Genomic DNA, 11,427 nt, shown 5'->3' on the forward strand with positions numbered 1-11,427 from the left:
CACCGCACCGCACCGCACCGCACCGCACCGCACCGCATCCGAGAGGAATCCGTCCATGAGCCCGCCGCAGGCGAAACCGGGGGATCCGGCGCCGATCCGGGTTCTCGTCGTCGAAGACGACCCCGTCGCGGCGGACGCGCACCGGATGTACGTCGACCGCGTCCCCGGCTTCGCCGTCGTCGGGACCGCGCGGAGCGGCGGGGACACCCAGCGGCTGCTGGAGCGGACGCCCGCCGATCTGCTGCTGCTGGACCTCTACCTCCCCGACGGGCACGGCCTCCAGCTCGTACGGGCGCTGCGCGCGGCCGGGAACGGGGCGGATGTGATCGCGGTCACCTCGGCCCGGGACCTGGCGATGGTCCGCGACGGGGTCTCCCTCGGGGTCGTGCAGTACGTGCTGAAACCGTTCACCTTCTCCACCCTCCGGGACCGCCTCCTCCGGTACGCCGAGTTCCGGGCGACCGCGGGTGAGGCCAGCGGGCAGGACGAGGTGGACCGCGCGCTGGCCGCGCTGCGGGCGCCGCAGCCCGCCGCGATGCCGAAGGGGCTGACCCAGGCGACCCTGCACGCGGTCACCGAGGCGCTGCGCGGCGCGGAGGAGGGAGTCTCGGCCGCGGCCACGGCCGAGACCGTGGGCATCTCCCGGATCACCGCCCGCCGCTATCTGGAACACCTCGTGGAGGCGGGACGCGCCGCCCGCGCTCCGCACTACGGGCAGATCGGCCGCCCCGAGCTGCTGTACCGCTGGCTCAGCGAGCACTGAGCGAGCACTGAGTACGGCCGTCTCCAGCTGCCATCGCGGCTTCGTACGCTTGCTGCAACCGCTCCGAAGCCGTGGGGCTCTTCGGGCTTTCGCGAGTGACGCCGAGGTGGATCTCGCGCAGTTCGTCCATGAGCTCATCCACGAGGTGCGGGGAACCTTCCGCGAGGATGCGGGCACGCACCGCGAGCTCCGGGGTTGTGGGTCGGTGCCGCAAACCCCACGCGCCGAGGGCGACCATCACCGGGAGCGTCTGGATGCCGGCTTCGGTGAGGGTGTAGGTCGCTTTCTGGCCACGCGTGGCATCGTCGCGGCTGAGCAGCCCTCCCTCGACGAGCTTGCGCAGGCGGCTGGCGAGGATGTTGGACGCGATGCCCTCGTCGTTCCGGGTCAGCAGATCGCGGAAGTGACGACGTCCGCCGAAGATCACGTCACGCAGCACGATCAGCGTCCACGGGTCCCCCAGGACCTCCACCGCGGCGTTGATCGCACAACCCGAACGCGGCTCCTCACGCATCGCGCACGCACCTCCCGACTGATGACAACCGATTGCCACTGATTGCAACTCGCAACCCCTCCATCGTAGAGTTCTCTCAACCAGTTGCAGTTCGCAATCACTCACCGGAGGTGGACCGCATGGCCAGGGTCCGAGTGCACAACTTCTTCGTCTCCCTCGACGGCTACAGCGCGGGCGAGACGATCACGCTCGACCAACCCATCGGGGACGCCGAGAGACTGTTCGCGCGCTTCGACGGGCGGTTCATCCACGGAGTGGACGTCATGAATGAACCGATCACCCTCGATCGCGCCCTCACCAGCACCTGGGGGCAGGGCATCGGGGTCGAGATCATGGGCCGGGGCAAGTTCGGTCCGCAGACCGGCGAGTGGACCGACGACGACTGGCGAGGCTGGTGGGGCGACGAACCCCCCTTCCGTACGCCCGTGGTGGTGCTCACCCACCATCGACGTGACCCCATCCACTTCGACAACGGGACGAGCTTCCACTTCCTCGACGCCACACCCGAGGACGCACTCGCCTACGCCCGGGACCTCGCCGGCGGCCGGGACGTGCGCATCGGCGGCGGCCCCTCCACCGTCCGGCAGTTCCTGACGGCCGACCTCATCGACTTCATGCACCTGGTCACCGTGCCCATCACCCTCGGCGCCGGGGTCTCGGTGTGGGACGGGCAGGCCGAAGTCCAGGACCGTTTCACCGTCGAGTCGGCGACCTCGGCCAGCGGCCTCACCCACCACTTCTGGAATCGCATCATCACCGGCTAGGCCCGGCACCGCCCAGACCTGGGTGCCGGGAAGTGCTGCGCAGCCGGACCTCGCCCCGATAGGAAAGTTTCCTATCCGACATCTTGTCGCGGCCATGCCGCCTCGCTAGGTTCAGCCTCGCTCGACTTCCCTCCCACCCCCCACCCAGGAGGCTCCGTCAGCCATGCCTCGTTCCCGGCATCACCGCAGACTCGCCCTCGCCGCCGCTGTCGGCATGCTCGCCGCGGGCGTCACCACGGCGGCCACCGCCCAGGCGGCGCCGCAGCACACCGCAGCCGCGCCCAGCGGGCTCAACGGCCCCTACCTCTATCTGGGTTGGGGTTCCCCGCCCAAGGCCACGGACGTCATGTCGGCGACCGGCACCCAGCAGTTCACGATGGCGTTCATGCTCTCCGATGGCGGCTGCAACCCCAAGTGGGACGGCTCCCGCGCGCTCACCGGCGGCAACGACCAGTCGACGATCAACTCCATCCGCTCGGCGGGCGGCGATGTCACCGTCTCCTTCGGCGGCTGGAGCGGTAACAAGCTGGGCGAGAAGTGCTCCTCCGCCTCCGCACTCGCCGGCGCGTACCAGAAGGTCATCGACGCCTACCAGCTCAAGTCGATCGACATCGACATCGAAGCGAGCGAGTTCGAGAACGCGACGGTCCGTCAGCGCGTGGTCGACGCGCTCAAGACGGTCAAGCAGAAGAACAGCGGCATCAAGGTGTACGTCACCTTCGGCACCACCACATCCGGCCCCGACGCCAATGGAAAGGACCTGGTCAAGCGCGGTGCCACCGCCGGGCTCGACGTGGACGGCTGGGCGGTCATGCCGTTCGACTTCGGCCAGGGCTCCATCGACATGGCGGCGGCCACCAAGTCGGCGGTGGACGGCCTGAAGAACACCGTGGCGAGTGCGTACGGCCTCTCCTCCGACGCCGCCTACCGCAAGGTCGGCTTCTCCTCGATGAACGGCAAGACCGACGTCGCGGGCGAGACCATATCCCTGAACAACTTCAAGGACATGGTGTCCTACGCCAAGAGCCACCACCTGGCCCGCGTCAGCTTCTGGTCGCTCAACCGCGACCGCAAGTGCGGTTCCGGCACCGACGGCGACGCCTGCAGCGGGATCGACCAGGGCACGTACGACTTCACCAAGGTGCTCGCGGGTTACAACGGCTGACACCGGCTGCCACCGGCTGGGCCACGCCCCCGTACGCCCGGGGCATACACCCGCGGCGGCGTTCGATCAAGTGACGATCCAGGTCACGGGGATTGACCTTCCGTTGAAGCCGACCTTACGGTCAGCGCGCAGCCCACAGAGGCCAGCAAGGAGGTCGTGCCCGTGCGCCCCACCGCCCCCCTGATCCTCGCCGCCACCCTCGCCGCCACCGCAGGACTCACATCCTGCGGTGGCGGTTCGGGCAGCGACCCGGACACCGTCAAGGTCGTCTACAACCGCTCCACCGACAACAAGATCCGCTTCAAGGACAACCATCTGGCCGAGGTGAAGAAGCAGTTCGAGAAGGCCAACCCCGGCAAGAAGGTCAAGCTGGTCCCGATCCAGGCGCAGGACAACGACTACGCCACCAAGGTCCAGCAGATGATGCGGTCCCCCAAGACCGCCCCCGACCTGGTCTACGAGGACACCTTCCGGATCAACTCGGACATCAAGGCGGGCTATCTGCGCCCCCTCGACGCCTATCTGGCCAAGTGGAAGACCTGGGACCAGTTCGTCGACACCGCGAAGGCGGCGGCCAAGGCCGAGGACGGCAAGACATACGGCGTCCCCGACGGCACCGACACTCGTGGCCTCTGGTTCAACAAGAAGATCTTTGCCAAGGCCGGGCTGCCGGCCGACTGGTCGCCCAAGAATTGGGACGACATCCTCAAGGCGGCGCGCACGATCAAGCAGAAGGTCCCCGGCGTCACCCCGCTCAACACCTACACCGGCAAGGCCCCGGGCGAGACCTCCGTGATGCAGAGCTTCGAGATGCTGCTGTACGGCACGGGCGAGGCGGGCGGAAACCCGCTCTACGACCCCGGTGCCAAGAAGTGGGTCACCGGTGGCAAGGGCTTCCAGGATGCCCTGGGCTTCCTCCGGACCGTCTACTCCGAGAAGCTCGGTCCGGACATCTCCGACGCCCTCGATCCCAACGTCGGCACGACCGTCTACAGCGAATGGCTCCCCGAGGGCAAGCTGGCCATCGCCCTCGACGGCTCCTGGCTGGGCCAGAACTGGCTGAAGACCGGCGGCAAGCCGTGGCCCGAGTGGTCCAAGACCCTCGGCCAGGCCCCGATGCCCACCCAGAACGGGCAGGCGCCCGGCCAGGTCAGCATGTCCGGCGGCTGGACGTGGGCGATCACCGCGAAGTCCAAGAACCCCGATCTGGCCTGGAAGTTCATCCAGCAGCTCCAGACCAAGGACAACGCGGTCACCTGGGACATCGTCGACGCCCAGATCGCGGTCCGCAAGGACGTCGCGCAGGACCCGAAGTACACCTCCTCCATGCCCGGGATCACCTTCTTCACGGGCCTGGTGAAGTACACCCACTACCGCCCCACCACCCCCGTCTATCCCCAGGTGTCCACGGCGATCGGCGAGGCCATGGAGGCGGCGACGGCCGGCGGCTCCTCACCGGAGAAGGCCGCGAAGTCCTACGACGACCAGCTCAAATCCATCGCCGACGGCGCCACGGTGGCGGCGAGCGGCCAGGGCTGAGGGCCGCCCCCGATGGCAACCGCGACCAAAGTGGCGGCGGCCCCGACAGACACCCCGGCCCGGCCGGGCCCCCGTCGCGGCCGCCCCCTGCGCTGGCTTCCGCTCGCCCCCGCCACCGTCATGCTGCTGCTCTTCCTCGGTGGCCCCATCGCGTACTGCGTCTATATCGCCTTCACCAATATGCAGCTCACGGGCGCGTCCTCCACGGACTTCGTGGGGCTGGACAACTTCCAGCGCGCCTTCGGGGACGACGACTTCCGCAACGCCGTCGTCCTCACCCTCGTCTTCACCCTGCTCTCCTCCGTCGTCGGCCAGAACACCCTGGGCCTGGCCCTCGCCGCCCTGATGCAGCGCGCCTCCCGGCCGGTGCGGACACTGACCGGCGCGATCGTCATCGCGGCCTGGGTCGTCCCCGAGATCGTGGCGGGCTTCCTGCTGTACGCGTTCTTCCGCCGCGAGGGCACGCTCAACGCGCTGCTGGACTGGCTGGGCCTGCCGTCCCAGAACTGGCTCTACACCCTGCCCATCCTCGCCGTGTCCTTCGCCAACGTCTGGCGCGGCACGGCCTTCTCGATGCTCGTCTACTCCGCCGCCCTGTCCGAGATCCCCAAGGAGATCACCGAGGCGGCGGAGGTCGACGGCGCCGGCGGGCTCGGCCGCTTCTGGCACATCACCCTGCCCATGATCCGCCGTTCCATCGGCACCAACCTGATGCTGAACACCTTGCAGACGCTCTCGGTGTTCGGCCTCATCTGGGCGATGACCCGGGGCGGCCCGGGAAACCGCAGCCAGACCCTCCCGGTCTTCATGTACGACCAGGCGTTCAACAAGTCCCTGATCGGCTACGGCACGGCGGTGGCGCTGCTGTTGCTGCTGGTGGGAGCCCTGTTCTCGGTGGTGTACCTGCGGCTGATGCGCGAGGAGGTCTGAAGCCCGCCGGGGCGATGGACCCGGCAGGGTCCCCGGTGGCGATCCCCTCCGTCCGCACGCCGAGGCCGGATCCGGGGGCCGCGAGCGCGGCCCCCGTCAGCACCGCCGCGACCAGCAGGGCGCACACCGCCGCCGTGGCGCTGGTCGACGGTCCTATGCCCGACGCCGGGCTGATGTCCCTGCCTGTGGTCACACCCTCAACTGTCCGCGGGGACGGCCACGTTCCCATGACGTACGTCACCCAGCCGCCTCCGCGTCCGTTCGGTCACGGGCAGACGGTCAGCCGCTCGCGCGCGTGCGCCGCCGGTGGGCCTTCTGTCTGCATGCCGCCCCGCAGAACCGCGCGGGCCGGCCCGCGCGGCTGGTGCGGTCGCCGGGCAGCGGGTCACCGCACATCTCGCACCGACCGATTTCGGCCTTCCCCTATGACCCCCATGACGTCGAAACGCATCATCCTGGTGACCGGCGCGACCGGTCAGCAGGGCGGCGCCACCGCGAGGCGACTGCTCGCGGACGGCTGGCACGTACGCGCGCTCACCCGGGACACCACCAGCCCCGCGGCAGTCGCCCTCGCCTCGTCCGGCGCCGAATTGGCCGCGGGCGACCTGGACGACCGCGCCTCGCTCGACGCGGCGGCCCGCGGAGCCCACGGTGTGTTCAGCGTCCAGCCCACCCCCGGCATGCCGGGCCTGCCCGCGGAATACGGACCGGACGACGAGGTACGGCGGGGCAGGAACCTGGCGGACACCGCGCTGGCAGCCGGGGCTCAACTCCTCGTCTACGCGTCCGCGTTCGGCGCCGACGGTGACAGCGGGCTGTCGACGCTGGAGAGCAAGCGGCGCATCGAGGAGCACATCGGCGCGATCGGCATGCCCGCGACCGTCCTGCGCCCCACGTCCTTCATGGAGAACCTCCTCCACCCTGTATGGGGTCTGCGGGGCGGCGCCCTGGCCACCCCGTACAACCCGGACACCCGCCAGCAGTTCATCGCGCTGGCCGACATCGCGGCCTTCGCCGCCCTCGCCTTCGACGACCCCCACCGCTTCCGCTCCCGCACCTTCGACCTGGCGGGCGACACCCTCACCCCGCCGGAGACCGCCGCCGCCATCAGCCGTGCCACGGGCCAGGAGGTCCCGTACGTCCACATCCCCCTCGACGCCGTACGCGCCCGGAGCGAGGAGGCGGCCCGCGGCATCCAGTCCCTCAACGACGGCATCTACACCCTGGTCGACATCGAGCCCCTACGCGCTCTCCACCCCGGCTTGCTCACCTTCGGGGACTGGCTGACCCACCACGGCGCGGCGCGCTTCAAGGCCCTACTGAACATGTAGCCGACCGACAGGGCCACACGAGCTGAGGACAAATCAGGAGACGCCATCCCAGCCGTCGGCTAGCCTCGCGAGGTTGTTCTTCACGCCTTCAGGAGGAGACCTCCATGGCTCGGCCGTTCCCGCCCGTCGAACCGTATGCGCACGGCCTCCTCGAGGTCGGTGACGGAAACCGGATCTACTGGGAGACCAGCGGGAATCCCCAGGGGAAGGCGGCCCTGTGCGTACACGGCGGCCCCGGCAGCGGAGGGCGTCGCGGCGGGCGCACGATGTTCGATCCCGAGGTCTTCCGGATCGTCCTGTTCGATCAGCGTGGCTGCGGTGAGAGCCTGCCTCACGCCTCCGACCCGTCCGTCAGCCTCGATCACAACACCACCGACCACCTCATAGCCGACATGGAGCGGCTGCGCGAGCACTTGGGCATCGAGCGCTGGCTCCTCTACGGCGGCTCCTGGGGCTCAACGCTGATCCTCGCCTACGCCGAGCGCTACCCCGAGCGGGTCTCCGAGATCGTCATCTCAGGCGTCACCATGACCCGGCCGGACGAGATCGACTGGCTGTACCACGGCGTCGGACGCCTGTTGCCCGGCCCCTGGGAGACGTTCCGCGACGCGCTGCCGGAGGCGGACCGGGGCGGCAACCTCGTCGCGGCCTACGACCGGCTGTTGAACAGTCCGGACGAGGCGGTCAGGGTCAAGGCCGCGCGGGACTGGTGCGCTTGGGAGGATGCCGTCATCGCCCACGAGGCACTTGGCAGTCCCGGCTACTACAGCGACAAGACCGACGACGCGCTGATGGCCTTCGTCCGGATCTGCGCGCACTACTTCGCCCATGACGCGTGGCTCGAGGACGGACAACTCCTCCATGACGCACATCGGCTGGCCGGCATCCCCGCAGTGCTGATCCACGGGCGACTCGACCTGGGCAGTCCGCTCAAGAGCGCGTGGGAGCTGTCCAAAGCCTGGCCGGACGCGGAGCTGAAGGTGATCGACGACTCGGGACACACGGGCAGCCCCACGATGCGGGGCGCGGTCCTTGATGCGATCGCGCGGTTCGGGGCGTAGGGGCTCACCGCGGTGCGCGGGTCACACCGCGGTGCGCCCCTGGGCGAGGGCATCCCGGAAGTCCGCCCAGGCGGCGGGGGCTGTGAACCCGGCCGCACCGCCGCCGTCAAGCCATCCTCACTCAGCGTCTCGTTGCCTCCAGGCCGACCTTGTCCCAGGTGAAGACCATGCTCCACCGTTCCCTCGACCGCGCCACGCTGCAAAGGGGTCAGCCGCCCCTTGGCCGCGGCGATCTCGCTCGCCGTCTCCTGTTGCAACACGCGGTACTCGACGGGGGAGTTCCACTCCTGCTCACGCGCGGCCACGTACGTCTCGACGGGCGCGGTCTCGTCGTCGGAAACCAGAGCCGTCGAGGGGTCCCGACGGCCCTCCCGGGCGGCCCGGCGGATCGCATTCCGAGCGACCCTGTACGCGTACCGATCGGCCCGCCGGATCCCCGCCTTCGCGGTGTGCAGCTCCAGCCAGGTGGACTGGACCACATCGTCGGCGTCCAACCGGCCCGACAGGACGTCGTGTTGTCGCAGTTGACGCTTGGCGTAGGCGTGAAGCTCCACCTTCCAGAATCGCCCGTTGTCACGGTCCAGCTCGGCCACCGTCAGGCCACCGCTCCTGGGGCGACCGCCCGCAGCTTCATCGCGCACGCCCGCCGCCCTCCCTCTGCGCCGTCCGCACGTACCACGTCGCGCCGTCCCGCCCGCGCCCTCCCAGCTCAAGCCCTTCCGGCGCCCTGGCGGCCGCCGCGGTCAGCCGGGCCCGCCCGCGCAACACCCACACCTCGGCGGCGGCAGCGCCCAGGCGGACCAGCACGGACCAGCCCGCACCGAGCACCGGAAGGAACAAGGGATCGATCATCACATCGCCTCGCGATCGGACGGCCACATCCTGATGACGCGGCACACGACCGGTACGGGCTCGATGGACCCCGGATCCGTTACACCGACGCCGAACTTTTTTCCTCCGGCCCCCGCCGCACCGCCGCCGCGAAGGTGTTCCACGCGGCGGGGGTGAACCTGAGTATTCGACCCTCCGGGTCCTTGGAGTCGCGTATCGCCACGGTGCCGGGCACGTTCGTGGCCACCTCGACGCACTCCTGCGTTCCATTGCTGTAGCTCGACTTGCGGAAAACGAAGGTCGTCATGAGCTCACAGTTTCTTGATCAGCGCCCCGATGAAGGTGCGGGACTCGGCTTCGGAGAGCGCAATCTTCGCAGTCTCATCGAACAGTTTTGCGTGCTGCGCGGCGCCATCGCCACCCTCCACCCACATTTCGGATAGCGGCAGCTCCATGTAGACCACGTCCATGGCCCCGGGCTCGGCGAACGAGAGGACGTTGAAGGAGCCCGTGAGCCCCGCCACAAGTCCAGCGCTGAACGGGAGTACCTGGATGGTGACGTTCGGCCGCTCGCCCCAGTCGAGGAGGGTCGACAACTGCTCACGCGCCACCTCGGGTTCGGCCCCGGGAATGCGTAGCGCTGCCTCCGGAATGACGGCCCAGAGGGAGAGTGGCGACTCGCCTGAAAGTCTGCCCTGCCGCGCGGCTCTGGACGCGGCGAACTCCTCCACGCGGTCCGGATGCTCTTCTGGCACGGTCACTCGGCGCACTGATCGTGCGTAGCCAACGGTCTGGAGCAGGCCCGGGATGAAAGAAACCTGCCACGCCTTGATCGCGGTGGCAGCATTCTCCAGCGGCACGTACTCCTTCATCGTGCCGGTGAACGCGGCCTCGTTCCACCAGCCCTTCGCCTTGCGGCGTTCGCGGTCGATGCGCGCCAGCTCCAGCAGCGCGCCCACCGTCGCAGGGTCGTCGGCGCCGTACAACGTGCACAGGGCGCGGATGTCCGGGTCCCGGACGGGAACCCACCCGCCCTCCATCTTGGCGACCTTGCCCGTCGAAGCGCTGAGCGCCTTCGCCGCGTGCGTCTGCGTCAGGCCCGCTCTGGTCCGGAGGTTCATCAGCTCGGCGCCCAGCCTCCTCCCCAAGACGCTTGATGTGCTGTTCCCTTGGGTGGACTGACCCTCTGTCACCGCGCACCTCTCCTCCGTGATGTGACGTCAGTCTGGAGCGTAGCGAAACACCCCGCAAGCGAGATCGGTTGAATTTTCCTCAGTGGAGTTGAACCGATCACGCCCGCAGGGCTACGGTCCGTAATGAACCGCTCGCACAGGGACGTCAGTTGGCGGACGCGCTCCGCCCTGCCCTGCCCACTGGAGGTACGCGATGGCATTCGCGCCCCAAGACCCCCGGATCCCGGACCCCAGCGACCCCGTCATCGACGAGGGCCGCGTCGACTACGTCCCGACACCGATAAGCGTGACCAGGGCCCGCCAGCACGCCACGCGACTCGTCGCCGAGTGGGGCCATCCCGCGCTCGCCGACGACGCCGCGCTCATCGTGTCCGAGCTGGCCACTAACGCCGTACGGCACGCCCGCATCCCCGGGCGGCTCTTCCGGGTCCAGCTCACCCTCACCAAAACCCGCTTACGCATCGCCGTATCCGACCCCCGGGGCGAGCGACTCCCCCGGCCCCGCCATCCGTCGCCCCGTGACAAGCACGGCCGTGGCCTGCTCATCGTCCACGCCCTCGCCGCACGTTGGGGCGTGCGGGAGCGGACCGTGGGCAAGGAGATCTGGGCCGAGCTGGACCTGACCAGCTCGCCGGCTCAAGCCGACCCCTAGCCCAAAAAAATGCGGGCCCCGCAGATTTGCGGGGCACGCAAAAATTGCTACTCTCATCGCATGGGACTGCGAGAGCGTAAGAAGGCCCAGACGCACGCGGCACTGAGCTGGGCCGCGATCCGGCTGACCGTGGAGCGCGGGTTCGACAAGGTCAAGGTGGAGGACATCGCCGAGGCGGCCGGTGTCTCGCCGCGCACGTTCAACAACTACTTCTCGAGCAAGGCCGAGGCGATCGCCTTCCGCCACCTCGACCGCTTCCAGCGCATCGCGGAGGCGCTGCGCGAACGGCCGGATGAGCCGCTGTGGGACGCGATCACCGACTCCGTAATGCTGCAGTTCGCGGCGGACGCGGAGTCGATGAGCCATCCCCCGGCCACCGACGCGGCGCAGTGGACGGCGGGCGTGCGCGTGATGGTCGCCGAACCGGCCCTGCGCGGCGAGATGCTGCGGGCCGGGGCCATCGCCGAGACCGAGATCGCCGCCGCGATCGCCGAACGCACCGGCGGCGACCTCGATCAGGACCTGTACCCGCACCTCGTGGCCTCCGCGGTGGTGGCCGCCGTACACACCGCCATCGCCCACCATCTCCGCACCGATCCACCCGTGCCGGTGCGCCACCTGCTCACGGACGCTCTCGCCCGGTTCGCGGCGGGGCTGTCCACCCTGTAAAACCCTCCAACTCAT

General features: G+C 69.2%; 13 protein-coding genes. 9 read left to right on the forward strand and 4 right to left on the reverse strand.

Going from position 1 to position 11,427, the window contains the following annotated elements; genetic code table 11:
* Positions 1-55: 55 nt before the first annotated feature.
* The gene (locus ACFYOY_RS01395) at positions 56-763 is read left to right on the forward strand and encodes a response regulator (RefSeq protein WP_388584087.1); all 708 of its coding nucleotides are present in this window, start codon (positions 56-58) and stop codon (positions 761-763) included.
* On the opposite strand, the gene ACFYOY_RS01400 is transcribed toward ACFYOY_RS01395, so the two are convergent.
* Complete coding sequence (locus ACFYOY_RS01400; RefSeq protein WP_351880400.1) at positions 750-1,277, reverse strand: helix-turn-helix domain-containing protein; 528 nt, start codon at positions 1,275-1,277, stop codon at positions 750-752. The two genes, ACFYOY_RS01395 and ACFYOY_RS01400, sit on opposite strands and share 14 nt — an antisense overlap.
* A 119-nt stretch (positions 1,278-1,396) precedes the next feature.
* Between ACFYOY_RS01400 and ACFYOY_RS01405 the strand changes: the two genes are divergently transcribed.
* The 6 genes from ACFYOY_RS01405 to pip all read left to right on the forward strand — a co-directional run bounded on the left by ACFYOY_RS01405 (position 1,397) and on the right by pip (position 8,067).
* Positions 1,397-2,041, forward strand: coding sequence for a dihydrofolate reductase family protein (locus ACFYOY_RS01405; protein WP_388584090.1), 645 nt, complete (start codon positions 1,397-1,399; stop codon positions 2,039-2,041).
* Positions 2,042-2,204: 163 nt separating this feature from the next.
* On the forward strand, positions 2,205-3,206 hold the full coding sequence (locus ACFYOY_RS01410) for a chitinase (protein WP_351880395.1): 1,002 nt from the start codon (positions 2,205-2,207) through the stop codon (positions 3,204-3,206).
* A 162-nt stretch (positions 3,207-3,368) separates the two neighbouring features.
* Positions 3,369-4,745, forward strand: a complete 1,377-nt coding sequence (locus ACFYOY_RS01415; protein ID WP_351880392.1) for an extracellular solute-binding protein — start codon at positions 3,369-3,371, stop codon at positions 4,743-4,745.
* A 12-nt stretch (positions 4,746-4,757) separates the two neighbouring features.
* Positions 4,758-5,675: a sugar ABC transporter permease gene (locus tag ACFYOY_RS01420; protein ID WP_351880389.1), complete on the forward strand. Its 918-nt coding sequence runs from the start codon at positions 4,758-4,760 to the stop codon at positions 5,673-5,675.
* Between the two features lie 434 nt (positions 5,676-6,109).
* Complete coding sequence (locus tag ACFYOY_RS01425; RefSeq protein ID WP_351880386.1) at positions 6,110-7,006, forward strand: NmrA/HSCARG family protein; 897 nt, start codon at positions 6,110-6,112, stop codon at positions 7,004-7,006.
* Between the two features lie 104 nt (positions 7,007-7,110).
* Positions 7,111-8,067: a prolyl aminopeptidase gene (gene pip / locus ACFYOY_RS01430; protein WP_388584095.1), complete on the forward strand. Its 957-nt coding sequence runs from the start codon at positions 7,111-7,113 to the stop codon at positions 8,065-8,067.
* Positions 8,068-8,697: 630 nt separating this feature from the next.
* On the opposite strand, the gene ACFYOY_RS01435 is transcribed toward pip, so the two are convergent.
* From ACFYOY_RS01435 to ACFYOY_RS01445, 3 genes are all read right to left on the reverse strand, one after another.
* Complete coding sequence (locus ACFYOY_RS01435; RefSeq protein ID WP_351880380.1) at positions 8,698-8,919, reverse strand: hypothetical protein; 222 nt, start codon at positions 8,917-8,919, stop codon at positions 8,698-8,700.
* Positions 8,920-8,998: 79 nt separating this feature from the next.
* A complete protein-coding gene (locus ACFYOY_RS01440) occupies positions 8,999-9,205 on the reverse strand; it encodes a DUF397 domain-containing protein (protein ID WP_388584098.1) in 207 nt (68 codons plus the stop codon).
* 4 nt (positions 9,206-9,209) lie between these two features.
* Positions 9,210-10,091 (reverse strand): helix-turn-helix transcriptional regulator, encoded by an 882-nt coding sequence (locus tag ACFYOY_RS01445; protein WP_351880374.1) that lies wholly within the window; start codon positions 10,089-10,091, stop codon positions 9,210-9,212.
* Positions 10,092-10,284: 193 nt separating this feature from the next.
* On the opposite strand from ACFYOY_RS01445, the gene ACFYOY_RS01450 reads away from it, so the two are divergent.
* Positions 10,285-10,743 (forward strand): ATP-binding protein, encoded by a 459-nt coding sequence (locus ACFYOY_RS01450; protein ID WP_388584101.1) that lies wholly within the window; start codon positions 10,285-10,287, stop codon positions 10,741-10,743.
* A gap of 60 nt (positions 10,744-10,803) precedes the next feature.
* A complete protein-coding gene (locus ACFYOY_RS01455) occupies positions 10,804-11,412 on the forward strand; it encodes a TetR family transcriptional regulator (RefSeq protein WP_351880368.1) in 609 nt (202 codons plus the stop codon).
* The last annotated feature ends 15 nt before the right edge of the window (positions 11,413-11,427 follow it).

The sequence above is a fragment of the Streptomyces sp. NPDC007875 genome (assembly GCF_042868035.1).
Classification (GTDB): Bacteria; Actinomycetota; Actinomycetes; order Streptomycetales; family Streptomycetaceae; genus Streptomyces; species Streptomyces antimycoticus.

Bases quoted from the DNA above. Each gene is read 5' to 3' on its own strand.
- ACFYOY_RS01395 (WP_388584087.1), top strand. From the start codon at position 56: ATGAGCCCGCCGCAGGCGAAACCGGGGGATCCGGCGCCGATCCGGGTT.
- ACFYOY_RS01400 (WP_351880400.1), bottom strand. From the start codon at position 1,277: ATGCGTGAGGAGCCGCGTTCGGGTTGTGCGATCAACGCCGCGGTGGAG.
- ACFYOY_RS01405 (WP_388584090.1), top strand. From the start codon at position 1,397: ATGGCCAGGGTCCGAGTGCACAACTTCTTCGTCTCCCTCGACGGCTAC.
- ACFYOY_RS01410 (WP_351880395.1), top strand. From the start codon at position 2,205: ATGCCTCGTTCCCGGCATCACCGCAGACTCGCCCTCGCCGCCGCTGTC.
- ACFYOY_RS01420 (WP_351880389.1), top strand. From the start codon at position 4,758: ATGGCAACCGCGACCAAAGTGGCGGCGGCCCCGACAGACACCCCGGCC.
- ACFYOY_RS01425 (WP_351880386.1), top strand. From the start codon at position 6,110: ATGACGTCGAAACGCATCATCCTGGTGACCGGCGCGACCGGTCAGCAG.
- pip (WP_388584095.1), top strand. From the start codon at position 7,111: ATGGCTCGGCCGTTCCCGCCCGTCGAACCGTATGCGCACGGCCTCCTC.
- ACFYOY_RS01435 (WP_351880380.1), bottom strand. From the start codon at position 8,919: ATGATCGATCCCTTGTTCCTTCCGGTGCTCGGTGCGGGCTGGTCCGTG.
- ACFYOY_RS01440 (WP_388584098.1), bottom strand. From the start codon at position 9,205: ATGACGACCTTCGTTTTCCGCAAGTCGAGCTACAGCAATGGAACGCAG.
- ACFYOY_RS01450 (WP_388584101.1), top strand. From the start codon at position 10,285: ATGGCATTCGCGCCCCAAGACCCCCGGATCCCGGACCCCAGCGACCCC.
- ACFYOY_RS01455 (WP_351880368.1), top strand. From the start codon at position 10,804: ATGGGACTGCGAGAGCGTAAGAAGGCCCAGACGCACGCGGCACTGAGC.